Consider the following 26,677-nt stretch of genomic DNA (forward strand, 5'->3'; position numbering starts at 1 on the left):
AGATGAACATAATTACACAACAGAATATTCAAGTTGGTGAAATAGCGAACGGCTTGCCATTAACCATTCCTGTATATCGCATCAAAGGCGATGGTAACGGCCCAAAAGTTTATATCCAAGCCAATATGCACGGTGCAGAAGTCCAAGGTAATGCAGTCATTTATCAACTTCTTGAGCAACTTAAAACATTGTCACTGGCAGCCGGTATTACTCTAGTACCTTATGCAAACCCCATCGGTTGTAATCAAAAGTCGGGAGAGTTTACTTTGGGTCGCTTCGATCCAATAACTGGAACCAACTGGAACCGAATGTATCAAGACCATAGCTCTTTGGCATATGAATTTGTCGAAAAGTATGTTGATCTTCCGTTAGAGCAAATAAAGCCGAAGTTTCGCCAAGTGTTGCTGGAGCATACAACAGCACAATTAGACGCCCCGCTAGATAGACTCACCACGGGAAAACGCATTGCATTAAATTTGCAGCGCTTGGCTCATGAAGCAGAGCTAGTATTAGACCTACATACCGGTCCCATTTCAGCGAAACACCTTTACTGCCCTGAATATGCCAAGGAAAGTGCCCGCTATTTTGATATTCCACATGTGCTACTTATTCCCAACGAGTTCGATGGTGCTTTGGATGAAGCAAGCTTTTGTCCATGGTGGCACTTGAAATTAGCATATGAAGCAAAAGGACGAAACATCCCTGTATTCACTGAAGCATTTACTGTTGAACTCGGCTCGCAAGAAAAAATTGACCTAACAGAAGCACAGCATGATGCTAACAGCATTCTCAGCTATCTCAATTATAAACAAGCTTTTTATGGTGCACACTTCGCGCCAAAAGAGATTGCTCGTTACACTTGCCAATTAGAAAACTACCGTACTTTTTACGCACCGATGGGTGGTATGGTCGAATACACGGCAACACTTGGGGAGCATATCAAAGCAGGGCAAACAATTGCCAAGATATTAAGAATGGAACGCTATTTATCGGAAACGCCTTTGAACGAAATCAAGTTAGACGAGGATGCAATTGCCATTTTGCACTTTGCCTCTGCGAGTGTGAACCAAGGTACAGAGCTATACAAGTTTTTTACCCAAGTTGAGCGACTGTAATTTACGTAACCAATTGCGTGAGAGTAAGTCAAATAGCAACAATCAAAGGTTAGAAAGATGTTTACTGACCTATTATCTAGCTCTTTCGGTTGTTTCTGTAAACACTTACTAAGGTATGGCGGCAGCCGCCGCCACCTTTTTATCGAGACCTGTTTTTAGCTATCAGGGCATAGTTGACCTTACTGATTCATTTCCCTTTCATTATCATTAGTTAATAATGTAATCAATTGTACTCACTCTCGGCGCAAAGATAATGAAACTGACACACCTATCCCTACCCGCTTTGGCGTTATTGGCGTTACCGCTTTACGCTCAAGATACACAGCAAGAAGATGAAATTGACCTTGTTAAACAATGCGTACTCAACACGGTCTTAACCGGTGAGAAAGACAAAACCATTGAACAAGTTCGTCAAGAATGTGCAGAAGCAGACGCCGATAAAAACTTAAGTCAACTCGATAAACGTATGGCGCGGGAACGTGTCACAGAAAAAAACCGGAATGTCCTTACGCCACATAAGCGCAATTACATCTTACCAGTTTCCTATATGACCAATGTAAATAGCCGACCTTTTGACGGTTTAAAAGCGATTGACGATGAAGAGGGGGAACCAATTGATAACTTTGAGGCTAAGTATCAAATTTCATTGAAAGCACCCATTTATAAGAGCTTTTCTGACAAAGATCAGGCTATCTATTTTGCTTTCACACTGCAATCATACTGGCAAGTCTACAACAAAGATGTCTCTTCGCCCTTTCGTGAAACCAACTATGAACCAGAAATCTTTTGGATCAACTTTTTAGATGACGAGAATGTACTTTGGGGTGATGAGATGGCCTTTGTACTTGGAATTTCTCATCAATCAAATGGTCGTAGTCAACCTAACTCGCGTTCTTGGAACCGTATCTATGCTAACTTTATATGGGAGAATCGAGGCTTTGTATTTAGCTTCAAGCCTTGGTATCGACTACCTGAAAACACGAAAGACGATCCATTAGATCCACGCGGTGACGATAACCCTAATATTGATGAATATCTCGGACATTTTGAGTTTAACAGCGTATATCGTTATGAGGATCACGAATTTGGCATCATGTGGCGTAATAATTTACGCAGTGACAACCGAGGTGCTATTCAATTGGATTGGTCCTTCCCTATTTGGGGAAGATTACGTGGCTATGCACAGTACTTCAATGGTTATGGCGAAAGCCTAATTGACTACAACACGCATACGCAAAGGTTTGGCATTGGGGTGTTATTAACAGACATACTCTAATGGTTTAAAAGCTCTGGCGCATCACCAGAGCTTTAACTTCAGCTCTATTTATTGTGGCTTTATCACCACAAACTGCCCTTCAAACTTGGCAACTAGAACATCTCCATCATAAACATTTACTGGCACGACATACTTAGCCTTTGCATCACTTACCAAAGCTTGTAGGTCACCTTCACAGTCTGCAATGGTTACTGTCGCCGCAGGCGCTGTTGTTAGCGGCTTTAAGTACTTGATATTAGCATCTGCCAACACTATATCACCTTCAAGCCCAAGCTCTTTGAGCGCTAAGTATGTTGCTCCCCAACCCGTTAACGTCGCCATACTGTAAATGGAACCTGCGAACATTGAGTTGTGTAAGTTTAAGTTCGCTTTTAAGTCTGCCTTGGTAGAAAACTGCCAGTCAGTATAGCTTTCTACTTTAATACCCATGGCGTCACTGATGGGGATAGACTCACGCCATGTATTTTGCAGTACATGTGTCCAGTCTGGTTGTCTAAACCAACCAGGTTCAGTTGGCCGCTGTTTAACCATTTTCCAATGCTGAACATCACCGTAGGCTAAATGCGCTTTCTCGACTACTTCATAGCCGTGGCGCTGGTAAAATGGTAAGGCTCGTTCACGCGCAAATAAAACTAACTCTTGCGCTTTTTGAGTCCAAGCGATGATCTCTAACTCGTGCAGTAAACGACTACCTAAATGATGGCCTCTATGCCCTTCAGCCACAGCCATATATCGCACTTGAGCTTGCTGATGATTATTGAAGTGGAGCCTAGCAACCCCCAGCACTTCACCTTCGTTGTTTTTTATATAGCGATGATCTGCTTCTTGCTCTAAGTCATCCTGTTCGCTACCTCTCGGTTGATCCCATGGCGCTCTAAGTACTTGCCAACGTAATTGGTAGTAAGCTTGCCAATCTTCGCTACTTTGCGGTGAAGTTACCTCAAACATTACTGACTCCTGTTTTTTTTGTTAGCCTTATCGCTATTATTCTTAGGTTGAATACACCCTACAAGATAACCTCAGTGTAGGGAATAAAATGCGCTAAAACACTTAGTCTTTAGTGTAAAAACTAATGAACAAGCTGGCATTCACAAAATCCTCGTCTATGCTGATGTTATCATGGGAGAATTTATTACTCATTCAGGCACTATTAGTAACGATTTTGTGGTTCATAGCCACCAGCTAGGGCACTTGCTATATTGGCACAAACAAGGCCGAAACAGCATTCAGGTTCGCCAAGACAAGTCGTTGCGATGGCTGCTAATAAACAACACCTTACAATCCGTTGTGGAGCTAAACCACCCGGAACACCTGCTATTTCCCCACTTAAAAACATTTGCTAGCCGCTGGCAATTAGCAACACCACCGACAAGCGTATTAGAATTAGGACTTGGCGCAGGCGCTATCCGTGACTATCTAAAGGCCACGTATCCAAGTTGCCATATCACTACCATTGATAACAACCCTGATGTCATCCATTGTTATAAGCGTTATTTTGGCGGCGATCCCTTGTGTGATGTTAACTGTATTGATGTGTTCAAAGCACTACAGCAGGGCAAGCGTTATGATTGGATAGTATTAGATTTATTCAGCGAGTTAGAGCCTCCTCTTTTCTTGTTTCAGCATCAATTTTACCGCTTATTACGAGCAGCTATAAATGAAGGCGGGAGGCTATATATCAACTTTTTAACCGACCATGAATCGCAATTAAAGCAACTTCAGCATTTACTTATCACTAATTTCGGTAAAAAGCCTTATATCGAGAGGGTACCGGATTACGCAAATATCATCATTGATGTAAAGCGCTAGACTCGAGCTTTTATCTGTACATTATTGCTGCTTCAGCGGCGTTACTATACCTGCGCTCAATTGTAAAAAGCGCTCAATCAAAAGCAATTTGTTTACGTAATCGCGAAATTAAATGTGACGGGGCCATCGTTTACCAAGCTAACTTTCATATCTGCCGCAAATTGTCCTGTGGCAACTTTAAGCCCAGCTACTTTAGCCTGCGCCACAAAGTATTGATACAAGGTATTTGCTTGTTCAGGCGTCCCGGCACTCGAAAAGCTCGGCCTCATACCTTTTTTGGTATCGGCTGCCAAAGTAAATTGCGATACAATCAATAACTCGCCTTCAATATCTTTTAGACTCAAATTCATTTTGTCATTACTGTCTGTAAAAATACGATAGTTGATTACCTTATGGAGTAGCTTATCTGCCGTTTGTTCCGTGTCTGCTTTTTCAACTCCTAACAGTAACACTATGCCTTGACCTATCTGCCCTACGACTTCCCCCTCAACTTCGACTTTTGCTTCTGTAACTCGTTGAATTAGTCCTTGCACACTCTACCTCTATTTTTTAATGATGCTGGATTTTGCACAGTAATAGATCCGCTGCACGTCGGATAGCTTCTGCATACGCAGAGGTTGCACCACAATGCGCTACACCGTCGACAATAAACAACTGTGCGTTAACTTTCTGCGCCAGCTGATAAACAGGCGCATATCGGCACATTAAATCATGACGGCCATGAATAAACCAGATGGGTAAATGACGGATACTTTCCCCATGAGAGAGTATTTGCTGGGGCAGCATAAAGCAGTTGCGACTAAAAAAGTGCACCATTTGCTGCGCCTTGATGAGCTGTTTGTCCCCTTTACATAGTCTGATTTTTTCAATGTCGCCATCCATAGCAATTAAGTTATCCCATTCGCACCAACGTGTTGCCATGGTTCTTTTACGCAGCTCATCCTCGCCAAAAAGTGCTTGATGATAACAATTCAGGATAGACGTTAACGTCTCTAGGTTTTGTGCAAATTTATGATATTGTTCAGGATACATTTGAGCAGGTGCGCCGTGTCTACCATACAACCAATGTAAGTCTTCCTCTGTTCCCAAAAAACTTGACCACAATACCATTCCAGCAATCTGATCCTGATACTGCTGAGCGTAAAGTAGTGCCAACATTGCACCAAAAGACTCTCCTGCAAGTATCACCTTTGACAACCCTAAGTGTATTTTTATTGCAGTTATATCATTCAATAAGGCGACAGTATTAATGTGGCGAATATCACTTGGCGTTGAGTTGCCACACCCCCGCTGACTGAACAAAATAACGCGGTACTTTTTGGGGTTAAAGTAACCCAGAACCGCTGTGGAATGACCTTGCCCTGGTCCCCCATGGAGTACGATGATAGGAATGCCTGCAGGGTCACCATACTCTTCAATGTCGAGTTGATGACCATGACCAACAGCTAAGTGGAAGCGACGCAAAGCGTTGCTATGCTGATACAATAAGCTCATGATCCCCCTTACTTCGCACCAGTAAGCCTGATCTATGGATAACTAAGTGGCTTTGTTGAAGCAAGAAACTTAGCCATTACCCTTATTGTGTCACTTATATTTTACGGTACTACAACCCTTGCGCATCTGGTGGGTCAAACTCGGAGCGAGTATCCACTCCTGCCGCTTCCATATTTTGAGTTAAACAAACAGTAAACTCAGCGCCCAAGAGCACGACTATCCATGACAAATAAACCCATACAAATAAAATAGGTACTGTCGCGAGCGCCCCGTAGATTACTTCGTAAGACGGAAAGTGGCTGATATAAAGTGCAAAACCTTTTTTGGTAAGCTCAAATAACAGCGCAGCAAATAACGCTCCCGGTACCGCCGCTTTAAATGACACACTTGTGTTTGGTACTAAAGTATAGAGCATGATGAAGCCAATCATGGAAATTAAGTAGGGCAACATTTTAATAATTGCACCACTAAAACCCGGGATCCCTTGATCTGCAAACGAGACCAAAGAAACAATATAGGACGTCATCCCAATACTTGCCCCCAGTAGCACGGGGCCAAGTGTTAATACCATCCAGTAAATAGCAAATGAAATCATCAGGGGGCGTTTTTTTTCAATCCGCCATATTCGATTGAGCGTTGTATCTACATTGCGGATAAGTAACAAAGCAATAACCGCAAGAAAGCTTACACCTATGGCTGTCATCTGATTTGCATTACCTGTAAACGCGCTAATATGCTCTTTGATAGTATCAGTCGAGGTAGGCACAAAGTTATTAAAAATAAAGTGTTCAATTGCTACTCTGGTCTCTTCGAACCCGGGAAAAGCAGAAAATATTGCAACGCCAACGGCAACAAGTGGCACCAATGAAAGTAGCGTCACATATGCTAAATACCCAGCGTTGACCGTTATTTGATCTTCCACACAACGCTTAGCATAGCGCTGCCACCAGCGTGGTTGAGCACGAGAAAACCGTAAGGCAACAGCTTTCATTTCGGTGATTGTTTGCTTCATAATCAAGTTAATATTCATGGATCACTTTACACATCATAACAATCCCCCCCATAATTTATAGCGGTAAATCGTAATAAAATGACGGTCGTTGACCACTTACTGATTAATCACCCTTGATAGTCTGGGAGTACGAATGAAGAAACTGACCTTGAGTGTAGCGTTACTTTTGTTAGTAACTGGATGCCAAAGCGCTTATTACGCCACCATGGAAAAATTTGGTGTACACAAGCGAGAGATACTCGTTGATCGAGTAGAAGAAACCAAAGATTCTCAACAAGAATCGCAAAAGGAGTTCCAATCAGCATTAGATAGGTTAACGACTCTAATTAATTTTGATGGTAAGGAATTACAAGAAGCCTATAATTTACTCAATGATGACTATCAAGCAAGTCTTGCTGCTGCCAGTGCTGTAAGTGCGAATATAGACAAAGTCGAAGATGTGGCAAACGCACTATTTGACGAGTGGCAAGATGAACTTGAGCAATATTCGAGTGCAAACCTAAAACGCGAGAGTGCTAAGCAATTAAGTCAAACACAACGCCAATTTGAACGCTTACTTCGCTCTATGCGCAGTAGTGAAGCAAAAATGCAGCCCGTACTCGACTCACTACAAGATAATGTGCTGTATCTTAAACATAACCTAAATGCACAAGCGGTAAGTGCTATTAAAGGTGAGTTTACAGGACTAAAGCGTGATATAAGCGCCTTAATTGCAGATATGAATCGCTCAATTGAAGATTCTAACAAGTTTATTGCTGAGATGAATGCACGTAGAACTTGATACTGCAAAGTGCTTGGCTCTCTGAACTATTATTGAAATACAGTTGACTGTAATTTGATACCACTAAAGCCAAGAGCCTGAAAGTGGGACCACAACCTTCTACCCACTCTCAGGATTTTTAAGCCACAGCCCTACAAAAAATTACAAATAATTATTATTCAACATCAATAAACAATATGTGAGGCGTCTTCTCTACTTTTTCAGGAACCACCTCGTATTTCTAGCCTCCAATTAGAGCTTTGGTGCATAGCGCAAAACAATAAAAAACACATAAAACAAACAACCATGAAACAATATTGAAACAAAAAACACCTACTGATACTCTCTTCGCGTTGTCACTTCACAAGCTAGGCAACAGCACAATTTGAAAATCAAAAAGGAAATTTTAAGATGAAATATATGTTGAAATCGCTACTAGCCGCAGGGATATTAATCTCACCCATTTCATTTGCCAAAGAACAGACTGAGCACTTACCAACACCGAAAATTTCAAAACAGATATCTAACTTCGAAAGCAAGATGGCACTCTCTGGCTACCAAGATGAAGAATCTTATATTCAAGAATATATTTTTGAATTTGGAAATGGAGAAGCCGAGAAAATATTAGAACGCTCATCATTCTGTCAAGGACAAAATACTGAGTATATTGTTACTGTGTATACCTCAACTATCAAGTCAGCAGGTACTGATGCTGATATTAAAATGAAAATCAACTGGGCAGCGAACTCTCCATCAGCATGGAAATATTTAGATGATACGGGCAGAGATGACTTCGAAAAAGGCTCTGTAGACGATTTCTATATTTTCATGCCCAACGGTGGTCAACTGCGCAATTCATCACTCACGATCAATAGTAATAACGCAGGTGATAAGGCTGGCTGGTTTGTAGAACGCATTTCTATTGAGGACACATGTACTGGAGAAATAGCTACAGCCCAATTTAATCGTTGGATTTCAAAGTCTGTTGGCTTAACTTCAACAAGAAGATTGCGTTAATTCACTGTTTAGGCCACTCTGTTTGAGTGGTTTTTGCGGTATTTCTACCGCTGCACATGACTGCAGCGGTAGCCCTGCTACTGCACTGTCCAGCCGCCGTCTAGCACAATGGTTTGCCCTGTAATGTTGCGAGATTCATTTGCGAGTAAAAAATTGACTGCATGGGCAATTTCATCCAACCCAATAAAAGCCTTTTTCGGCATTGGCGCTAGCATAATATTGTTTATCACTTCATCTTCGCTGATCCCATGCTGGTTTGCTTGCGCCGTAATTTGCTGCTCCACCAAGGGAGTTTTTACATAAGCGGGGCAAATGGTATTCACGGTGATATCGCTGTCTGCGGTTTCCAGTGCCAATACTTTACCAAACCCGATCAATCCATGTTTTGCAGCAACGTAAGCTGACTTATATTTAGAAGCGACTAGAGCGTGGATAGAACCGATATTAACAATACGACCAAAGCCGCCTTTGCGCATATGTGGCAATACCGCCTTACACAGCATGGCAGGCCCTGTTAGCATCACGTCTTGCAGTAGTTGCCATTTATCTTCTGGAAAATGCTCCAGTGCTTCAACGTGTTGCACACCTGCATTATTGATAAGCACATCTATGTTATCGTGCTGACGGATAAAGTCAGCGATGTCTTGCTTATTGGCAATATTGAGCGCAAACGCTTGTGCGTTTCCGCCTTCACTGACGATAGACTCAGCCACCGTCTGTGCTTGCGCTAAATTCAAATCTACAAGCAATAAGCTGTAATCTTGTTTGCTCAAGGCCATCGCGATATAGCGACCAATGCCACTTGCAGCCCCTGTGATCAACGCTGTCTTCATCGTCACTCCTTGATTATTTTGCTAAGAACTGAGCAATGGTGTCAGCCTGCGATTGAATTGAAAAAATACCGTCTAAATGCCCCCAAACGCCTTCTATTTCTGTAATTTGCACGTCTTTATTCTTGGCTTTAAGGGTCTGTGCTAACTTACGAATAGGCTCAGGTCTTAATAACAAGTCATTGCTTGCAGGCATCAATAACACCTTTGCTGTGATTTTATCGATAGCGCTATCAAAATTACCTTGCATGCCTGCGGTATATAATTGCGAGGCGCGGACTAAATACAAGATAGAATTCGCATCTTGCGTTTCGGCCCTCGCTCGTGCACGCGTGGCTAGCGTTTGGCTGAGCCTAGGAAGCTGACGAATATCTTGTTTTGCTTTGGGATCAAGCACAATAAAGTCTGGAAAACTGGCGTTATAAATAGCGGGGTGCATTGCGTCTTGAGTAATATTAAGCATCGTGGCTGTCAATCCAGCAAGTGGCCTTTCCCCGTCGTAGTAGTCCCCGCCCTGCCAATTTGGATCAAGGCGGATGGGTAAAGCCCATTTCTCTAACGCCGCAACGGTCCAAGCATCCATCTTTGCCGCGCCAATCACATGAATTAAACGTGACACTTTTTCGGGGTAGCGCACCGACCATTCTAACGCTTGGAAAGATCCCATAGACGCGCCCATCACCGCATGTAGTTTGTCGATACCTAAGCTATCCAATAGTTGCTTCTGCACTTCAACAAAATCACCTATGGTCACCACAGGAAAATCCAAGCCATAAGGTTTACCTGTCTTTGGGTTAATGGAGGCAGGGCCCGTTGTGATCACATCTTTATTATGCCAATTTGCGTTGACCAAAGTATCTGAACTTATCACAAAGTACTTGTTCGTATCTATCGCTTTCCCAGGGCCGATAATGGCATCCCAGTAACCTGCCAATACGTCAGACTCTCGATACTTACCCGCAGCGTGAGATGTGCCTGAAAAGAAATGCGTGATCAAAATTGCATTGCTTTTGTCGGCATTTAATTTGCCATAGCTTTCCCAGCCGACCTTAACGTCAGGAATGCTGACTCCAGACTCTGTAGTAAAGTGCGCGAGTGTAAATGCCCGCTTTTCAACCAGCATAGATTTGTTTGTCTCACTGCTATAGACGATATGGCTGGCAACGAACAAAAGTAACAGGAAAATCCGCTTCATTGCTGTATCTCTCCGTTAAAATAAGATGAATAGGGTTAATGCGAGGGCAACCCCCACTAGCGGCACGACCGCAGTCAACGCTGCCATAGACCAATAGGCTCGTTGATGTGTTTCTTTACAGATAGCGCGAATGGTTGTAACCACATAACCGTTGTGCGGTAAGGTATCCAAAGCGCCTGAGCTAATAGCGACAACACGGTGTAATTGCTCTGGATTGACACCTGCATCGATGTAGTGCGGTGCCACTAGAGGTAACGCAATGGCTTGCCCACCAGATGCCGACCCGGTTAAACCGGCTATTACACTCACCGCCACAGCGGCGCCAAGCAGCTCATTACCCGGTATGTGTGTCATCATTTCAACCGCTAATTGAAATGCCTCAGTGTTTTTTGCGACCGCACCAAACCCCACTACAGCACTGGTATTACCGATAGCAACTAGCGCTCCTGTGGTGCCTAAGTTAATAGCATTCCCCATGTTGTGAAAATGCTTAAAGTTGATCGCTATAATACTGAGTACACCACCTAACAACGCTACAATAAGCGCACTTTGCTGTAGCGCATCATGAAGGGCAAAAGACAAAATCAACACCACAATCAGAGGTAATACACCTGTGACTGGGTGGGGATAATGGCGGTCATGAATTTCAGGGTCGTCATCTCTCGCTTCAAAGTGCTCACCATTTGCCACCGCTTTGGTTATCATCTTTTTCAACCACCAATAGCCAGTAATAGCCATAAATATGGCAACCACTAAACTGACTTCCCAAGCCGCATAAGGCGAAGTACCTAAATACTTTATTGGGATCCAGTTTTGAATTTCAGGAGAGCCTGCTGAAGTCATGGTAAAGGTGACAGAGCCGAAAGCCAGAGTTGCGGGAATAAAGCGCCTTGGTAAATTGGCATCTTTAAATAAGCTGAGCGCCATGGGGTAGACAGAGAAAGCCACAATAAAAACACTTACACCGCCATACGTTAATACCGCACAGGCAATCACTACCGCTAACACAGCATGTTTCATACCGAGTTTATTAACAATATAACGCGCTACACTATCAGCGGCACCGCTGTCTTCCATAAACTTACCAAATAAAGAACCAAGCAAGAACATAAAAAACCAAGCGCTCAAAAAACCTGCAAAGCCGTCCATATACAGTGTAATAAAGCTACTTTGCACTACATCTGAAGGAAATAAAGCAACGCCACTGGTTAGTGCGACCAATAATGCGCATAGTGGAGCTGCAATAAACAAATTTACACCACGAAGAGTTAGCCAAATAAGTAGGCCAAGTCCTCCTGCCAGTCCAAGCATACTGAGCATAAGGGCTTCCTTTTATTGTTATTAATGCCCGTTATAAATTGATGTGTTGGGCATACTGTTGATGAATACCAGTGTGGCGTGCAGGCGCAATAAAAACCATAGTACTAAGGTTATAGAAGCCCTACATCCCGTGTTAATCCTAGCGTATCAAGGTATTAGTACTAAGGTACTAATAGAAAAACTTTACAACTCCCCTATGCTTTGGTGTGACAACAAGCCCCAAATGACAATAATAAAGGGATCACTGGATGAACATTTACCAACCTAGATATTCAGCTATCGCGTTGGCTATTACACTGGCAACTCAAGTCAGCCCAGCGGCAGCAGAACAAGCAATACAATCACAAGGCAAGTTAGAGCGCATCGAGGTCACGGCACGCAAGTCGGTAGAAAACCTTCAAACCGTTCCGGTGGCAGTGACTTCTATCGGTGAAACCGAACTACTCGAAAATGGCATTTCGGTACTCTCTGAAGTCCAGCAGTTTTCACCTAATACCACACTTCAAGCCAGCCGTGGCACTAACTCTACCCTCACAGCCTTTATTCGTGGTGTTGGGCAACAAGATCCATTATGGGGTTATGAACCTGGTGTCGGTATTTACGTCGATGACATTTACTTAGCAAGGCCGCAAGGGGCTGTACTAGACCTCCTTGATGTACAACAGATTGAAGTACTACGTGGACCACAAGGAACGCTATATGGCAAAAACACCATTGGTGGCGCTATAAAATATGTCACTAAGGAAATGTCTGGCGATGCGACTTTTAACGTGGAAGGGACTGTTGGTAGTTATAATCAACGCGATCTTAAGATCACAGGTCAACTGCCGCTCGTGGAAGATACACTCTACCTAGGTTATGGCTTTGCGACTTTGAATCGAGATGGCTTTGGTGAGTTCAAGGTTTCAACGCTGCCCGGCCAAGACAAGGAAAACTACAATAAAGAAATTCAAGCTGCGCGGTTAACCTTGGAATATCGTCCAAGCGATGATTTGTTCTTCCGTTTAGCATGGGATAAAACCGACGATGACTCCAACTCTAAAGGGGGTTACCGCTTGTTGCCTAGCTTACTGACTGACGCTCCCGTGCCTGACAGCGTATTTGATTCTTACACCAGTATGCCAACGTGGAATAAAGTCGAGCTTGAGGGATATAGTTTGACCGCTCGCTGGGATCTTTCTGACGCCACCACAATAAAATACATCGGCGCTAGCCGAGATAGTTATTCCCCGACCAATATTGACTTTGATAATACGCCATTGCGGATCTTTGATGTACCCGCCATTTATGATGATGAACAAACCACCCATGAGATACAGCTAAGCCATGCAGGTAACGGCTATAAATTTGTCTCAGGTCTATATTATTACGATGGTGAGTCATGCGGCCAATTCCAAGCAATTTTGGAGGTATTAGGACAAAGCTTGGGCGCTCCCGGTCTTACGCGAGAAGTGAGTGGTTGTAATAACTCAAATAGTAAAGCCGCGTATATTCAAGGCACCATTGATTTAGCAGAGCAGTGGTCGCTCACATTGGGTGCTCGTTACACTAAAGACAGCAAAGAAGCACAAGTCAGCAATGGTTTGGTCTTTGATGTCGTGTATCCCGAATCAAATTGGATCCCAGGTTATACACGCCCTGCTGGTGAACTGGTACCGTCAGTGCTCGATGATGAAGAAGATTGGTCACGGTTTACGCCAAGAGTGGGAGTGGAATATCAATACAACCGCGATATCATGTTCTTTGCCAGCTATGCTCAAGGATTTAAATCCGGTACCTTCAACCCCAGAGCCAGCACCCCGGAGCCTGCTGCAGACCCTGAAATCGTAGATTCATTCGAAATCGGTATGAAAAGCGAGTGGAACGACAATCTAAGAGCCAATATCACGCTATTCACATTAGATCACAAAGACCGCCAATATATTTCCGTATTGCCTGGTGCAACTTCTGCCGATCTCAACCAACGACTTGGCAACATTGGTAAGTCTACAGCAAATGGTATTGAAGCAGAGCTGAGCTATGTCGCTACAGAGGCGCTGAGTTTTGACGCCGCGATAGGATATATAGACAGCGACTTTGAAGAGGTACTCGATACTAACCCAGACACGGGCGCGACATTTGACAAATCAGACCGCTTTAGTATTTCTAACACCCCTGATTTAACTTTTAACCTTGGGGCGACCTATAAACTCTACAGCGATATTGGCGATTGGGTATTCAATGCCAGCTACTACCATCGTGGTGATTATGTCTTATTTGAGGAAGATAGCCTACTGACGCAGGACAGCTATGGTTTAGTCAATCTGAGTATTAATTGGTATAGCACAGATGGCAATTGGCGTGTTGGTCTTCATGGGAAAAACCTGACCGATGAAGAATATATGATAGGAGGCTATCAGTTCGTGACACCAGATCCGAGCGATCCGAGTAATGTGAGTAAATACACGCCAGGACTTGGTGGTGATAATACTTTGATAGGCTACTTTGGCGACCCAAGAACCGTTTCGCTTACCGTAGGTTATCGTTTTTAGCACCGAAAGCGAGGTTGCAAGAGAGTCTCGCTATCTCAATCGCTTGATGTAGTTTTGGAAATACCCTATAACAACGGATACTAGGAGTTAGTTAAGGATGTCTCAGGTGCAAGCAATCATCGCTGATGACCACCCATTATTTCGCAGCGCACTTAAACACGCTGCTGCACAAGCGATTGGTCATGACCCCATTAAAGAAGCCAGTACCTTAGACAGCTTATTCGAGATGTTGCTCGCGCATCCTGAGACAGAGCTAGTATTTTTGGACTTGTCTATTCCTGGCGCGAAAGGTCTCGAAGGTCTTGCCCGGTTAAGAAATCAGTATCCAGACATACTAGTGATCATGGTTTCAGCCAACGAATCAGCATCCATTATTAGTCAATGTGTTGCCCTCGGGGCAAGCGCTTATATTCCCAAGTCTTCCTCACTAGAAGTGATTAGTGATGCTATCAAGCTCGTTATTGAAGGAGAAACTTGGTTGCCTGAAATCGTGGATATCGCGCCAGAAAGTGACAGCGAACAAGCGCAATTTGCACGTAATTTAGAAAAACTAACACCGCAGCAATATCGCGTGTTAACGATGATTGCCGACGGCCTTTTGAATAAGCAAATTGCATATGCAATGTCGATTCAAGAGACCACCATCAAACAGCATGTTTCAGCAATTTTAAAAAAGCTCAATGTGTATAACCGCACCCAAGCTGGGATCCTCTTTAATCAGCTGGCTACGGATGTACACCTCGACGATGAAGCGAGTGCTTAACTAAATTAGTCGTTTAATCATGCGCTTTAGGGCTGGTATTTTAAGCGGTTTATAAAGTAATGGGATCCCGGCATCACTTACTTGCTCGCGAATAGCCTCGTCGTGGTTAGCTGTACTGATAATGATTGGCATATTGTCCAGCGCAAGCGCCGTAATTACCTCAAGTCCGGTGACACCATGATCAAGCTGATAATCCGCGATCAACATATCAGCCCGACTCGTTGCTTGCAGTGCACTAAGCGCTGCTTCATCTCGCGCTACGGCCACCTTACACCCCCAACTTCGCAATACTTGTGATAGTGCATCAAGTGCGTTGGCATCATTATCGAGTAGCCAAATAGACAGACCCGATAATTGCGCATCACCAGTGGGTTTGTCAGCAATTACTTCGCTCTTTTGACCCGTCTGCATTCCAAAGCTTGGCAGTGTTAAGGTAAATTGCGTGCCTTTATTAAGTTGTGAGCCAAGGGTGATGGGTATTTCCAACACTTCACATATCCGTTTACTGATCGCAAGTCCAAGTCCTAATCCCTGCGCTAGCTCTTTACTATGCAGCTGTTTGAACTCTTGAAATATGGCGTCCTGATCTTGCTTTGCAATGCCTACGCCTGTGTCTTCAACAATGATTGAAACACTCTCTCCCTGACATTCAGCGATAAGCCTTATCGTACCAGACTCAGTGTAACGAATCGCGTTACTCAGTAAGTTTCCCAACACCCTTTTTAGGAGTGCTTTATCGGTGTAGAGCATGGCATCACAAACCCGCACAGTAAACGCTAACCCTTTGTCTTTCGCTATCGCCCCATATTCATTTTCTAATGGCTCCAACAGTGACGATAATACAAAGCGCGAACTATTAACCTTAAACGCACCGGCTTCTAACTTTGTGAGTTCAAGAATGCTCGACAACAGCTCTTCAGCACTTGCCAATGAACTTTTGATGCTTTGCGAAAGCTCAGCTAGTTCAGTCCCGTGGGCTTTTTCACTCATCAATGAACAAAACAGACTCGCTGCGTTAAATGGCTGTAACAGGTCATGGCTTGCTGCTGCGAAAAAACGGGTCTTACTCTCCGTTGCCTGCTCAGCTTGGCGTTTCGCAGTAGATAAAGCATGGTTGGCGTCTATCAACTCTTTGGTTCTTGCTGCGACCGTTTCTTCTAGGTTTGTATTAACTTGTTCTAGTAGGGACTGCTGTTTCACAAACTCCGTGATGTCAGTGTAGGTTGTTACAAACCCGCCACCCGGAAGCGGGTTACCTTGTATTTCAAACACGCGACCATCGTGGTGCTCGCGGCGGTAACGATACGCATTGCCTCGTCGTAAATGTGATAGACGCTTCTGTACTTGCTGCTCGACATCAGCATCACCAAATAGTCCGCGCTGTGCATTGTAACGAATAAGCTCAGCCACAGGGCGACCAATAAACAGTGCATTGTCTGGATAGTTAAACATTTCTGCATAGCGCTGGTTCCAAGCGACCAGTTGCAGTTGGCTATCTACTACACTAATCCCCTGACTGACATTTTCTATGGTCGACTGTAGCAAGTCACGATTAAAACGTAATACCTGTGACGCTTCATCGACAAACTCTGCAACTTGCTCTAAAGGCTGACGCTTTTCATCTTTGGCGACATCTAAAATCAGTTTCGCAGATGCCCCACCAACGAGGGTCGACATCTCCCGCTCAATGATACTTTCAACTTGCAAAGGTGCTGGCAGTTTCCAGTTTCCGGGCTCTTTAGGGAAATGAAGCTCTACAAGCTGCTGTGCTCGCGCCTGCTCGCTAAAGCGCTGCAGTAATGCTGCCAAGTCGTGGTAACTCAACACCGTGTTTGCAGACTGTGCAGATTTGGATGGCATAACAAATTTATTGCTTTGTAAGCGCTCAGCAAGACGTGCTGATGAAATAAATGGCACCAGAAAATAAACCAACAAATTTGCACTTAACGAGATCAGCACAGACTGACTCGTACTGTCTAACCCCAGACTCAAAAAGTCTAACGGTGCTAACCATGTGATACCCATAGGCCCCGCGCTCAACCAGTGACTTTCGAAGTTAAGGCCACTGATCAAGCTCGGTAACAACAGGGTGTAAAACCAAATAGCAAAACCTGTCACAATACCTAATTGCGCGCCTAAGCACGAAGCTCCTCGCCACCACAAACCAATCACCATCGCGGGCGAAAACTGTGCTACCAAAGCAAATGACATGAGTCCCATATTGGCTAATGTGTTACCCTCAGCAAGCACACGATGACTGGCGTAACTCAACAATAAAATGCCAACAATGACCACCCGTCTAGCATTGAGCAGATTAAACTTAGATAAACCACGATGGTGTGAATTTAAGTGCGAGCGGCGCAACAAAAATTGATTGATAAAATCATTGGTGATCATAATAGATAGCACGATGGCTGAAACTATTACCATGCTTGTCGCCGCAGAGAACCCTCCCAGAAAGGCAGTTAAAGCAACCAAAGGTGCATCAGATCCCAGCGGTAAGGCGAGCACAAACGTATCGTAACCAATATCTTGACCATTAAAATACACCAATCCGGTGTAAGCGATTGGCAAAATAAATAAATTAATCAGCAGCAAATAAACGGGAAATAGCCAGCGTGCGGTTTTAAATTGGTTTTGTTCGTCATATTCAATAAAAGAGGTATGGAATTGTCGTGGCAAACAAAGCGTTGCCAATGCACCCAAGAGAACATGGACTAAATAAACATAGGTTGGGCTGGCAGTTGCCTCTATTTGCTTGGTAATTCCCTGCTGCTCCACCTGGTTAAATAAGTGAGCTGGCGATTCAAAGAGCACAAAACAGACGTAGACACCAACGGCCATAAACGCCAACAACTTAATTAATGACTCAAAGGCGATTGCGGTCATCAACCCAGGGTTATGCTCACTGGGTCTCAGCCTACGTGTGCCAAACAAAATGGCAAATAGAGCCAACAGTAACGTAATGTAAAAAGTACTATCTTGCCAAAATGCGGCACTCACCAGCTGGGTTTCGCTTGTTAGCATACCGATACTAGCGCTGGTGGCATTAAGCTGAAGGGCAATATAGGGGACGACTGCAATGACAGAGATCAGAGAAATTAACCCTGACAGACTAGAGGAATTACCGTAACGCGTGGCAATAAAGTCCGCCATAGAGGTCAGTTGCTGCTGCCGACAGATTTCAGCAATACGAGTGTAGACTTGCCAACCAAATATAAACAGTAAAATCGTGCCAACATAAGTTGGCGCTAGCCACCAACCATTATTTGCAGCTTGCGCGGTAGTACCAAAAAACGCCCAAGAGGTGCAATATACCCCAAGTGACAAGGCATAGGTAACTTGCTTGGCATGATAAGAGCGAAATTTAGTACTTGCCCTATCCGCGCCCCATGCAATGGTAAATAAAAGCGCTAAATACAGCAGCGCAATAAGACTGATAAGTCCAATAGAAAACATAACTGTGATGATTTTTTATTATTTTTTCTAGCATAACGACTGTATCGTAAAAAGACAGCACACTTTAGTGCTACCGACCATCAAGGCGATAAAAAACGTCCCAGAAACGCAAGAGCCCCAGCTAATGCCGGGGCTTTATCAAAAGTCTAATTTAGTTCAAAACTAAAATTAAGCTTTCTTAGGACGTTCAATAACGTCAACTAGCATCCAAGATTTTTTCTTAGAGATTGGCGCACATTCGCGAATAGTCACGACGTCACCTGCTAGTGCCGTGTTGTTTTCATCGTGTGCGTGCAACTTAGTTGTACGCTTGATGAACTTACCGTAGATCGGGTGCTTAACCTGACGCTCGATAGCAACAACAATTGATTTGTCCATTTTATCGCTTACTACACGACCTTGAAGAGTACGGATCTTATCGCTCATTATGCACCTGCCTTCTGGTTAATAACCGTTTTAACACGCGCAATGTTGCGACGTACTTTTCTCAGTTCGTGAGTTTGAGCTAGCTGACCAGTGCTCGCTTGCATGCGCAGGTTAAACTGCTCACGAAGTAGCTCAAGAAGTTCAGCATTTAGCTCTTCTACGCTTTTGTCTTTTAATTCGCTAGCTTTCATTACATTACCGTCCGAGTTACGAAAGTTGTCTTGAATGGTAGTTTACGAGAAGCAAGGTTAAATGCTTCACGAGCAAGCTCTTCAGAAACACCTTCCATTTCGTAAAGCACTTTACCAGGCTGAATTTCAGCAACCCAGTATTCAACAGAACCTTTACCTTTACCCATACGAACTTCAAGCGGCTTTTCTGTAATTGGCTTATCTGGGAATACACGGATCCAGATTTTACCTTGACGCTTGACGTGACGTGTCATAGCACGACGAGCTGCTTCGATTTGACGAGCAGTCATACGGCCACGGCCAGTCGCTTTCAAGCCGAAAGAACCGAAGCTAACTTTGTTACCGCTGGTAGCCAGACCACGGTTGCGGCCTTTGTGTACCTTACGGAATTTTGTACGTTTTGGCTGTAACATTAGTCGCTACCTCTTACTTAGCACTTTTTTTAGCTTTCTTCGGCGCACGTTTAGCTGGCTTCTCTTGCTCTTGAACTAGTGGAAGACCACCAATTACTTCGCCTTTGAAGATCCAAACCTTAACACCGATGATACCGTAAGTGGTCAAAGCTTCTGAAGTTGCGTAGTCGATATCAGCACGTAGAGTGTGTAGAGGTACACGACCTTCACGGTACCACTCAGAACGTGCGATTTCAGCACCGCCTAGACGGCCGCTTACTTCAACTTTGATACCCTTCGCACCTAGACGCATTGCGTTTTGTACTGCGCGCTTCATAGCACGACGGAACATAACACGACGCTCTAACTGAGAAGAAATACCGTCAGCAACTAATTGTGCATCTAGCTCTGGCTTACGTACTTCTGCGATGTTGATTTGCGCAGGTACACCAGCAAGCTTAGTTACAGCTTGGCGAAGCTTTTCAACATCTTCACCTTTTTTACCGATAACAACACCAGGACGAGCTGTGTGAATTGTTACACGGATTGATTTAGCTGGACGCTCGATAACGATCTTAGCTACAGAAGCACTTTTCAATTCCTTAGTAAGGTATTGACGTACTTTGTGATCGCCAAAAAGCTGTTCAGAGAAATCTTTTGTATTCGCGTACCAAGTAGATACCCAAGGCTTTGAGATACCTAGGCGAATACCAGTAGGATGAACTTTTTGTCCCATTACTTATATCTCCTAGCTATCCGATACCACAACAGTGATGTGGCTTGTACGCTTAAGGATGCGGTCTGCGCGTCCTTTAGCACGTGGCATAATACGTTTCATTGTAGGACCTTCGTCTACAAATACTTTAGCCACTTTAAGCTCATCAATGTCAGCACCTTCGTTGTGCTCCGCGTTCGCGATAGCAGACTCAAGTACTTTCTTAACTAATACAGCCGCTTTCTTCGGGCTGTACGCCAGGATTTCTAGCGCGCGATCAACCGGAAGTCCACGGATCTGATCTGCCACTAGACGTGCTTTCTGCGCCGAACCAGAGGCGAATTTGTGTTTAGCTAATGCTTCCATCATACCCTCCGATTAACGTTTCTTAGCTTTCTTATCCGCAGCGTGACCGCGGTAAGTACGTGTAGGTGCAAATTCACCTAGTTTGTGACCGATCATTTCGTCTGTGATGAACACAGGAACGTGCTGACGACCATTATGGACAGCGATGGTCAATCCGATCATGTTAGGTATGATCATTGAACGACGGCTCCAAGTTTTAATTGGCTTCTTGTCACCGCTTTCCAACGCTTTCTCTACCTTCTTCAGCAAGTGTAGGTCAATAAATGGACCTTTCTTGAGAGAACGTGGCATGGCAATTCCTCAACTATTATTTAGTACGACGACGTACGATGAACTTATCAGTACGCTTGTTCTTACGAGTCTTGTAACCCTTAGTAGGTACGCCCCATGGAGATACAGGGTGACGACCACCAGAAGTACGACCTTCACCACCACCGTGTGGGTGGTCAATCGGGTTCATGGCAACACCACGAACTGTAGGACGGATACCACGCCAACGATTTGCACCAGCTTTACCTAGTGAACGTAGCATGTGCTCTGCGTTACCTACTTCGCCAAGAGTCGCACGACAATCAGACTCAACCTTACGAACTTCACCAGAGCGAAGACGTAGTGTTACGTATTGACCTTCACGAGCAAGGATCTGTACGTAAGCACCAGCAGAACGTGCAATTTGTGCACCTTTGCCAGGTTTAAGTTCAACGTTGTGTACTGTAGAACCTACAGGGATATTACGCATAGGTAGTGTGTTACCAACCTTGATTGGTGCATCAACACCAGATTGGATTGCATCACCTGCTTTAAGACCCTTAGGTGCAATAATGTAACGACGCTCACCGTCTGCATATAATACAAGAGCGATGTTTGCGCTACGGTTTGGATCGTACTCTAGACGCTCAACTTTAGCAGGAATGCCATCTTTTGTGCGTGTAAAGTCGATTACACGGTAGTGTTGCTTATGACCACCACCGATGTGACGAACCGTGATACGACCGTTGTTGTTACGACCGCCTGATTTAGAGTTTTTCTCTAGTAGCGGAGCGTAAGGCTTACCCTTGTGTAGATCAGGGTTAACCACTTTAACGACGTGACGACGACCCGCAGAAGTTGGTTTACACTTTTGAAGTGCCATAATTCTAACTCCCCTTATTACTCGGCGCCGCCGACAAAGTCTAGCTCGCTACCTTCTTTAAGAGTAACGTATGCTTTTTTCCAATCGCTACGACGGCCAAAACGCATACCAGTACGCTTTGTCTTACCCTTAACATTTAGAGTGCGAACACCAGTTACTTCTACTTCGAAAAGCTTTTCAATAGCAGCTTTAATTTCTGCTTTGTTTGCATCTTTTGCTACTTTGAAAACAATCGTGTTGTTTTCTTCAGCAGATACAGTGCTCTTCTCAGAGATGTGTGGAGCAAGGATTACTTTTAAAAGACGTTCTTCACGGATCATGCTAGCGCCTCCTCAAGTTGCTTAACAGCAGCAGCAGTAATCAGAACCTTATCGAAAGCGATTAGGCTTACTGGGTCGATGCCAGCTACGTCACGCGTGTCAACCTTGTACAGGTTACGTGCAGAAAGGAATAGATTCTCATCTACTTCTTCAGTCACGATTAGTACGTCTTTAAGCTCAAGTTCTTTAAGCTTAGCTACTAGTTCTTTAGTTTTTGGTGCTTCTAGACCAAAATCTTCAACAACTACTAGACGATCTTGACGAACAAGCTCAGAAAGAATGCTCTTGATCGCACCGCGATACATCTTACGGTTAACTTTTTGGCTGTGATCTTGCGGCTTAGCTGCAAAGCTCACACCACCGCTGCGCCAGATTGGGCTGCGGATTGTACCAGCACGAGCACGGCCAGTACCTTTTTGGCGGAATGGTTTCTTACCACCACCGCGTACTTCAGAACGTGTCAGTTGAGCTTTAGTACCTTGACGAGCACCTGCTGCGTAAGCAACAACTACTTGGTGTACTAATGCTTCGTTAAACTCACGTCCAAAAGTAGCTTCGGAAACTTCAAGCGCACCAGCGCCTTTAATTGCTAATTCCATCACTAAATCTCCAGGACTTATGCTTTAACAGCTGGTTTAACGATAACGTCACCGCCGATAGCGCCAGGTACTGCACCTTTAACTAAAAGCAAGTTACGCTCTGCGTCAACACGTACTAGTTCAAGGTTCTGTGTCGTAGAACGAACATTACCCATTTGACCGGCCATTTTCTTACCTTTGAAAACTTTACCAGGAGACTGGTTTTGACCGATTGAACCAGGAGCACGGTGAGATAGAGAGTTACCGTGAGTTGCGTCTTGCATGCTGAAGTTCCAGCGCTTAACACCACCTTGGAAACCTTTACCTTTTGAAGTACCAGTAACGTCTACTTTTTTCACTTCAGTGAAAAGTTCAACAGTTAGCTCTGAACCTACTTCAAATTCACCTTCACCGCCGTTAAGACGGAATTCCCACAGGCCGCGACCCGCTTCAACGCCAGCTTTAGCGAAGTGACCCGCTGCTGGTTTGTTTACACGGCTTGCTTTTTTCTCGCCTGCAGTAACTTGAAGCGCGTTATAACCGTCAGTTGCGTCAGATTTGATCTGCGTAACACGGTTAGGAGTCGCTTCGATAACTGTCACAGGGATAGATACACCATCTTCAGTGAAGATACGTGTCATACCCACTTTACGACCGACTAGACCTAATGCCATTTTCCTAAAACCTCTCTAATCTTCCGATTAACCCAGGCTGATTTGAACATCAACACCAGCAGCAAGGTCTAGGCGCATTAGCGCGTCTACAGTCTTGTCAGTTGGTTCTACGATGTCGATCAGACGTTTGTGGGTGCGGATTTCATACTGATCACGCGCGTCTTTGTTAACGTGCGGAGAGATCAATACTGTGAAACGTTCTTTGCGCGTAGGTAGTGGGATTGGACCACGAACCTGTGCACCAGTGCGCTTCGCTGTTTCCACGATTTCCGCCGTTGATTGGTCAATCAAACGGTGGTCAAAAGCTTTTAGGCGAATACGAATGCGTTGATTTGACATTCTTAAACCTCAAATAAAAAGAGCATTTAAAAAGAGCATAAAAAAAACGACCGAGACTAGCTCAATAATCTCTGAGAAGTCGGTTGTTAATTTATTTCTACCATTGAACTCACAATTGGAGTTCCTGTTCATATGGTCTGAAATCCAGACCTTTCATTTACTTTCAAAGACACTATGGTCAAGAAAGTCTGCATATTATAGTGATATTGGTGATAAATGCAACAACTATTATAAAGTAATTTTATGACCGTAAAATAACCGGCGTTTAGGCGCAGCCTTAGCAACTTTAGAGTAAAAGCAACCTGCACAAACAGCTTTCTATTATTGTCGGTTAAGATAACTGTGCTACTTTTTAAAGCATCAAAAAACAGAGCAAGATGGCTGAAAATAGCAGTTGAAATGGTCAGTCCAGTTAAATCTTGGTATTCTATAATTAATGATAATTGTTCGGTATTTCCATGCAGGTTTTTTCTTATTTGCTCACCACTATCGCTCGTTGTAGCAATTGGCTTTTCGTCAAAAGTAAAGTATTGCCAGAAAATCCCATTAATGACTATGAGCTTGACCCAAGCATACCTACTTTTTATGTGGCGACGTTAGATTCAACTTCAGATATGGTCGCGTTGGATATAATGTGTAAGAAGCTTGGCTTGCCAAGACCTTCCCAAAAAGAAAAAATAGGAAATAAAGAACTCAACCGGTTTGTTGGGATCCAAGCGCCACCGAGCGTATTTGGCAATAGTCACAAGCCAAGTAATGCCCTTGCTCATAGCAAGGCAATTTTTGAAGCGTTAAAAGCCGATATCAACCAAAATGTCCAAGTTATCCCTGTGACTATTCTTTGGGGTAGAAACCCAGGCAAAGAAAAACCAGGTGTGGGCACACTGTTATCAAATTCACTGACCCCAAGCTGGTTGCGAAAGTGCTTTGTAGTGATATTTTCAGGTCGTGACAACTTTGTTCGATTTTCACGCCCTATTGAACTTAACCAACTACTTACTGATAAAGCCGATGTTGAAGAGCTTCCTCATAAGCTTTTACGCGTTGCCAGAGTGCACTTTAGACGCCAAAAACTCGCAGCAACTGGACCAAAGCTCCCTTCTCGTGAGCAACTATTCAGTTCAATATTGGCATCACAAAGTATCAAAAAAGCCATTGCCGACGAAGCCAAAGCAAAAGGCCTTAGTCAAGAAGAGGCACGCTTACAAGCATTATCTTTACTTGATGAAATCGCGGCGAATTATTCCGATGCCATGGTGCGCGTAGCAGATAGGGCTCTGACTTGGCTTTGGAATAAACTTTATAATGGCATTGAGGTAAATAACTCTGATAAAGTCCAAGCACTTGCTGATAAAGGTCATGAAATCATTTATGTCCCCTGTCATCGTAGCCATATGGACTACTTACTACTTACCTATGTCATTTATCACCAAGGCTTAGTGCCTCCACATATTGCGGCAGGTGTTAATCTTAATTTCTTCCCTGCAGGCCCTATTTTTAGACGCAGCGGTGCTTTCTTTATTCGCCGCTCCTTTTCTGGAAATAAGCTGTATTCTGCGGTATTCAAAGAGTACCTCAGCCAGCTCTTCATTAAAGGCTACTCTGTCAAATTTTATACCGAAGGTGGGCGCAGTCGCACAGGTCGCTTATTGCCACCAAAAACGGGCATGCTGGCTATGACGGTCCAGTCTATGCTACGAGGTATCGATAGACCTATTTCGCTAGTACCTGTTTACCTCGGTTATGAACATGTGATGGAAATCAATACGTACCTAAAAGAGTTAGCCGGCAATAGCAAAAAAAATGAGTCTATATTTGGCATTTTTAAGGCTATTAAGAATCTGAAAAATTACGGACGAGGCTACTTAAATTTTGGCGAGCCAATTTCTGTCAATCAATTTTTAAACGAACAGCAGCCTGACTGGCGTGCATCAATCCACCCAACAGAAGCGCAAAAGCCTGTGTGGCTAAACAAACAAGTGGCTGATCTCTCTGAGGTGATCATGACCGAGATAAATAACTCTGCAGCGCTTAACTCTGTCAACCTTCTTGCCACAATATTGTTAAGTAATGAACAGTTTGCATTACCAAAGCCGCAGCTATTACAGCAGCTCGAATTGTACCTAGAGTTACACAGACAAGCCCCCTATCACAACAATGCTACAATCCCAGCTTGTAGTGCTGAAGCACTCTTGAGTCATGCTTTAAAGCTCGATAAGTTCGATGTCATTGACGATAGCTTTGGTAGCATCATCAGTGTTAAAGAACATGAGCGTGCGCTGTTAAATTATTATCGAAATAATATTCTTCATTTATTTGCGGTACCCAGTTTAATAGCGCAACAGCTTTTCAACCGCTACAGCTTAAGCATTGATGAATGCAGAAAAGAAGTAGAATTGCTATATCCTTTATTCGCTAAAGAGTGGTTTTTAACCGATCTTCAAGAAGATTATATCGAATCAATTTTAACCTTCTTTGCAGCCCAGAAGCTTATTTCATTTGACGGACACTTAGCTTCTGTTAACAAAGAGGGGGCAGCCTTAGCTCAACTTGAAATGCTAGGTAAAGTGATTCATTTGACCCTAGAGCGTTATGCAATCACCATCAACCTAGTTAAACACCATCAGGGTTTGAGTCGCAGTGAGCTCGAAAGCGAGAGCGCACTACTGGCCGAGCGACTTGGGACATTGCATGGAGTCAAAAGCCCCGAGTTTTTTGACAAGAAAGTACTAAGCGCTTTTGTTTCTAGTTTGAAAGAGCAGGGCTTTATTGAGCAAGATGAAGGTACAGGTATTCGTGGCACAACGGCTTTACTGACATTGGAGCAACATTTAAAAGCACTCCTTCCTGCTAGGATTTATCAGTCCATTCAACATATCGTATAATGCTAAAAGGCCCATGTTTTAGGGCCTTTTATACCAACTTGCTTGATTAAGCGAGCTAGTCGATTCTGAATATTGTTG

General features: G+C 43.9%; 27 protein-coding genes. 8 read left to right on the plus strand and 19 right to left on the minus strand.

Annotated elements, in window-relative coordinates; translation table 11 throughout:
* The first annotated feature begins 2 nt into the window (after positions 1-2).
* Together D9603_RS04370 and D9603_RS04375 are read left to right on the plus strand one after the other, a co-directional pair.
* Positions 3-1,115 carry a succinylglutamate desuccinylase/aspartoacylase family protein gene (locus D9603_RS04370; RefSeq protein WP_128730398.1) on the plus strand — a complete coding sequence of 371 codons (1,113 nt, stop codon included), beginning with the start codon at positions 3-5 and terminating at the stop codon, positions 1,113-1,115.
* A gap of 253 nt (positions 1,116-1,368) precedes the next feature.
* Positions 1,369-2,391 (plus strand): phospholipase A, encoded by a 1,023-nt coding sequence (locus tag D9603_RS04375; RefSeq protein WP_128730400.1) that lies wholly within the window; start codon positions 1,369-1,371, stop codon positions 2,389-2,391.
* 48 nt (positions 2,392-2,439) lie between these two features.
* Here D9603_RS04375 and D9603_RS04380 read toward each other — a convergent pair whose 3' ends face one another.
* A complete protein-coding gene (locus D9603_RS04380) occupies positions 2,440-3,339 on the minus strand; it encodes a bifunctional GNAT family N-acetyltransferase/hotdog fold thioesterase (protein ID WP_128730402.1) in 900 nt (299 codons plus the stop codon).
* A gap of 171 nt (positions 3,340-3,510) precedes the next feature.
* Here D9603_RS04380 and D9603_RS04385 point away from each other — a divergent pair, with 171 nt between their 5' ends.
* Positions 3,511-4,200 carry an SAM-dependent methyltransferase gene (locus D9603_RS04385; protein ID WP_125251489.1) on the plus strand — a complete coding sequence of 230 codons (690 nt, stop codon included), beginning with the start codon at positions 3,511-3,513 and terminating at the stop codon, positions 4,198-4,200.
* A 92-nt stretch (positions 4,201-4,292) separates the two neighbouring features.
* Here D9603_RS04385 and dtd read toward each other — a convergent pair whose 3' ends face one another.
* From dtd to D9603_RS04400, 3 genes are all read right to left on the minus strand, one after another.
* Entirely contained in the window at positions 4,293-4,733 is a 441-nt protein-coding gene (gene dtd, locus D9603_RS04390; RefSeq protein WP_128730404.1) for a D-aminoacyl-tRNA deacylase, read from the minus strand.
* 16 nt (positions 4,734-4,749) lie between these two features.
* Positions 4,750-5,694, minus strand: a complete 945-nt coding sequence (locus D9603_RS04395) for an alpha/beta fold hydrolase (RefSeq protein WP_128730406.1) — start codon at positions 5,692-5,694, stop codon at positions 4,750-4,752.
* Positions 5,695-5,803: 109 nt separating this feature from the next.
* A complete protein-coding gene (locus D9603_RS04400) occupies positions 5,804-6,685 on the minus strand; it encodes a virulence factor BrkB family protein (protein WP_128730424.1) in 882 nt (293 codons plus the stop codon).
* Between the two features lie 154 nt (positions 6,686-6,839).
* Here D9603_RS04400 and D9603_RS04405 point away from each other — a divergent pair, with 154 nt between their 5' ends.
* Positions 6,840-7,487 (plus strand): DUF2959 domain-containing protein, encoded by a 648-nt coding sequence (locus tag D9603_RS04405; RefSeq protein ID WP_125251486.1) that lies wholly within the window; start codon positions 6,840-6,842, stop codon positions 7,485-7,487.
* A 390-nt stretch (positions 7,488-7,877) separates the two neighbouring features.
* Entirely contained in the window at positions 7,878-8,483 is a 606-nt protein-coding gene (locus tag D9603_RS04410) for a PLAT/LH2 domain-containing protein (protein ID WP_128730408.1), read from the plus strand.
* A 77-nt stretch (positions 8,484-8,560) separates the two neighbouring features.
* Here the strand turns inward: D9603_RS04410 and D9603_RS04415 are convergent, their stop codons facing one another.
* Genes D9603_RS04415 through D9603_RS04425 form a run of 3 tightly spaced genes read right to left on the minus strand, consistent with a single transcriptional unit; the run spans position 8,561 to position 11,828 of the window.
* Positions 8,561-9,316, minus strand: coding sequence for a 3-hydroxybutyrate dehydrogenase (locus D9603_RS04415; RefSeq protein ID WP_128730410.1), 756 nt, complete (start codon positions 9,314-9,316; stop codon positions 8,561-8,563).
* Between the two features lie 13 nt (positions 9,317-9,329).
* Positions 9,330-10,508 (minus strand): homoserine O-acetyltransferase, encoded by a 1,179-nt coding sequence (locus D9603_RS04420; protein ID WP_128730412.1) that lies wholly within the window; start codon positions 10,506-10,508, stop codon positions 9,330-9,332.
* Positions 10,509-10,523: 15 nt separating this feature from the next.
* Positions 10,524-11,828: an SLC13 family permease gene (locus tag D9603_RS04425; protein ID WP_128730414.1), complete on the minus strand. Its 1,305-nt coding sequence runs from the start codon at positions 11,826-11,828 to the stop codon at positions 10,524-10,526.
* Between the two features lie 248 nt (positions 11,829-12,076).
* On the opposite strand from D9603_RS04425, the gene D9603_RS04430 reads away from it, so the two are divergent.
* Positions 12,077-14,359 (plus strand): TonB-dependent receptor, encoded by a 2,283-nt coding sequence (locus tag D9603_RS04430; RefSeq protein WP_128730415.1) that lies wholly within the window; start codon positions 12,077-12,079, stop codon positions 14,357-14,359.
* 97 nt (positions 14,360-14,456) lie between these two features.
* Complete coding sequence (locus tag D9603_RS04435; RefSeq protein WP_128730417.1) at positions 14,457-15,122, plus strand: response regulator transcription factor; 666 nt, start codon at positions 14,457-14,459, stop codon at positions 15,120-15,122.
* On the opposite strand, the gene D9603_RS04440 is transcribed toward D9603_RS04435, so the two are convergent.
* The 12 genes from D9603_RS04440 to rpsJ all read right to left on the minus strand — a co-directional run bounded on the left by D9603_RS04440 (position 15,123) and on the right by rpsJ (position 23,714).
* Entirely contained in the window at positions 15,123-18,581 is a 3,459-nt protein-coding gene (locus D9603_RS04440) for a PAS-domain containing protein (RefSeq protein ID WP_128730419.1), read from the minus strand.
* Between the two features lie 168 nt (positions 18,582-18,749).
* Positions 18,750-19,007, minus strand: coding sequence for a 30S ribosomal protein S17 (gene rpsQ / locus D9603_RS04445; protein WP_125251479.1), 258 nt, complete (start codon positions 19,005-19,007; stop codon positions 18,750-18,752).
* Positions 19,007-19,198 (minus strand): 50S ribosomal protein L29, encoded by a 192-nt coding sequence (gene rpmC, locus D9603_RS04450; protein WP_058031280.1) that lies wholly within the window; start codon positions 19,196-19,198, stop codon positions 19,007-19,009. Before rpmC ends, rpsQ begins: the two co-directional genes overlap by 1 nt.
* Complete coding sequence (rplP, locus tag D9603_RS04455; protein WP_095728988.1) at positions 19,198-19,611, minus strand: 50S ribosomal protein L16; 414 nt, start codon at positions 19,609-19,611, stop codon at positions 19,198-19,200. Before rplP ends, rpmC begins: the two co-directional genes overlap by 1 nt.
* A gap of 13 nt (positions 19,612-19,624) precedes the next feature.
* Positions 19,625-20,326: a 30S ribosomal protein S3 gene (gene rpsC, locus D9603_RS04460; protein ID WP_010376374.1), complete on the minus strand. Its 702-nt coding sequence runs from the start codon at positions 20,324-20,326 to the stop codon at positions 19,625-19,627.
* A 12-nt stretch (positions 20,327-20,338) separates the two neighbouring features.
* Positions 20,339-20,671 carry a 50S ribosomal protein L22 gene (rplV, locus tag D9603_RS04465; RefSeq protein WP_010376375.1) on the minus strand — a complete coding sequence of 111 codons (333 nt, stop codon included), beginning with the start codon at positions 20,669-20,671 and terminating at the stop codon, positions 20,339-20,341.
* A 12-nt stretch (positions 20,672-20,683) separates the two neighbouring features.
* Positions 20,684-20,962: a 30S ribosomal protein S19 gene (gene rpsS, locus D9603_RS04470; RefSeq protein WP_010376377.1), complete on the minus strand. Its 279-nt coding sequence runs from the start codon at positions 20,960-20,962 to the stop codon at positions 20,684-20,686.
* A 16-nt stretch (positions 20,963-20,978) separates the two neighbouring features.
* Positions 20,979-21,803 carry a 50S ribosomal protein L2 gene (gene rplB / locus D9603_RS04475; protein WP_010607737.1) on the minus strand — a complete coding sequence of 275 codons (825 nt, stop codon included), beginning with the start codon at positions 21,801-21,803 and terminating at the stop codon, positions 20,979-20,981.
* Positions 21,804-21,820: 17 nt separating this feature from the next.
* Positions 21,821-22,123, minus strand: a complete 303-nt coding sequence (gene rplW, locus D9603_RS04480) for a 50S ribosomal protein L23 (protein WP_095728987.1) — start codon at positions 22,121-22,123, stop codon at positions 21,821-21,823.
* The gene (rplD, locus tag D9603_RS04485; protein WP_125251478.1) at positions 22,120-22,722 is read right to left on the minus strand and encodes a 50S ribosomal protein L4; all 603 of its coding nucleotides are present in this window, start codon (positions 22,720-22,722) and stop codon (positions 22,120-22,122) included. Before rplD ends, rplW begins: the two co-directional genes overlap by 4 nt.
* 17 nt (positions 22,723-22,739) lie before the next feature.
* On the minus strand, positions 22,740-23,375 hold the full coding sequence (rplC, locus tag D9603_RS04490) for a 50S ribosomal protein L3 (RefSeq protein ID WP_010376387.1): 636 nt from the start codon (positions 23,373-23,375) through the stop codon (positions 22,740-22,742).
* 27 nt (positions 23,376-23,402) lie between these two features.
* Entirely contained in the window at positions 23,403-23,714 is a 312-nt protein-coding gene (gene rpsJ / locus D9603_RS04495) for a 30S ribosomal protein S10 (protein ID WP_010376390.1), read from the minus strand.
* Positions 23,715-24,172: 458 nt separating this feature from the next.
* On the opposite strand from rpsJ, the gene plsB reads away from it, so the two are divergent.
* Positions 24,173-26,599, plus strand: a complete 2,427-nt coding sequence (gene plsB / locus D9603_RS04500) for a glycerol-3-phosphate 1-O-acyltransferase PlsB (protein WP_128730421.1) — start codon at positions 24,173-24,175, stop codon at positions 26,597-26,599.
* Positions 26,600-26,677: the final 78 nt, after the last annotated feature.

This window comes from Pseudoalteromonas sp. PS5 (assembly GCF_004103255.1).
In the GTDB taxonomy this organism is placed as follows: Bacteria; Pseudomonadota; Gammaproteobacteria; order Enterobacterales; family Alteromonadaceae; genus Pseudoalteromonas; species Pseudoalteromonas peptidolytica.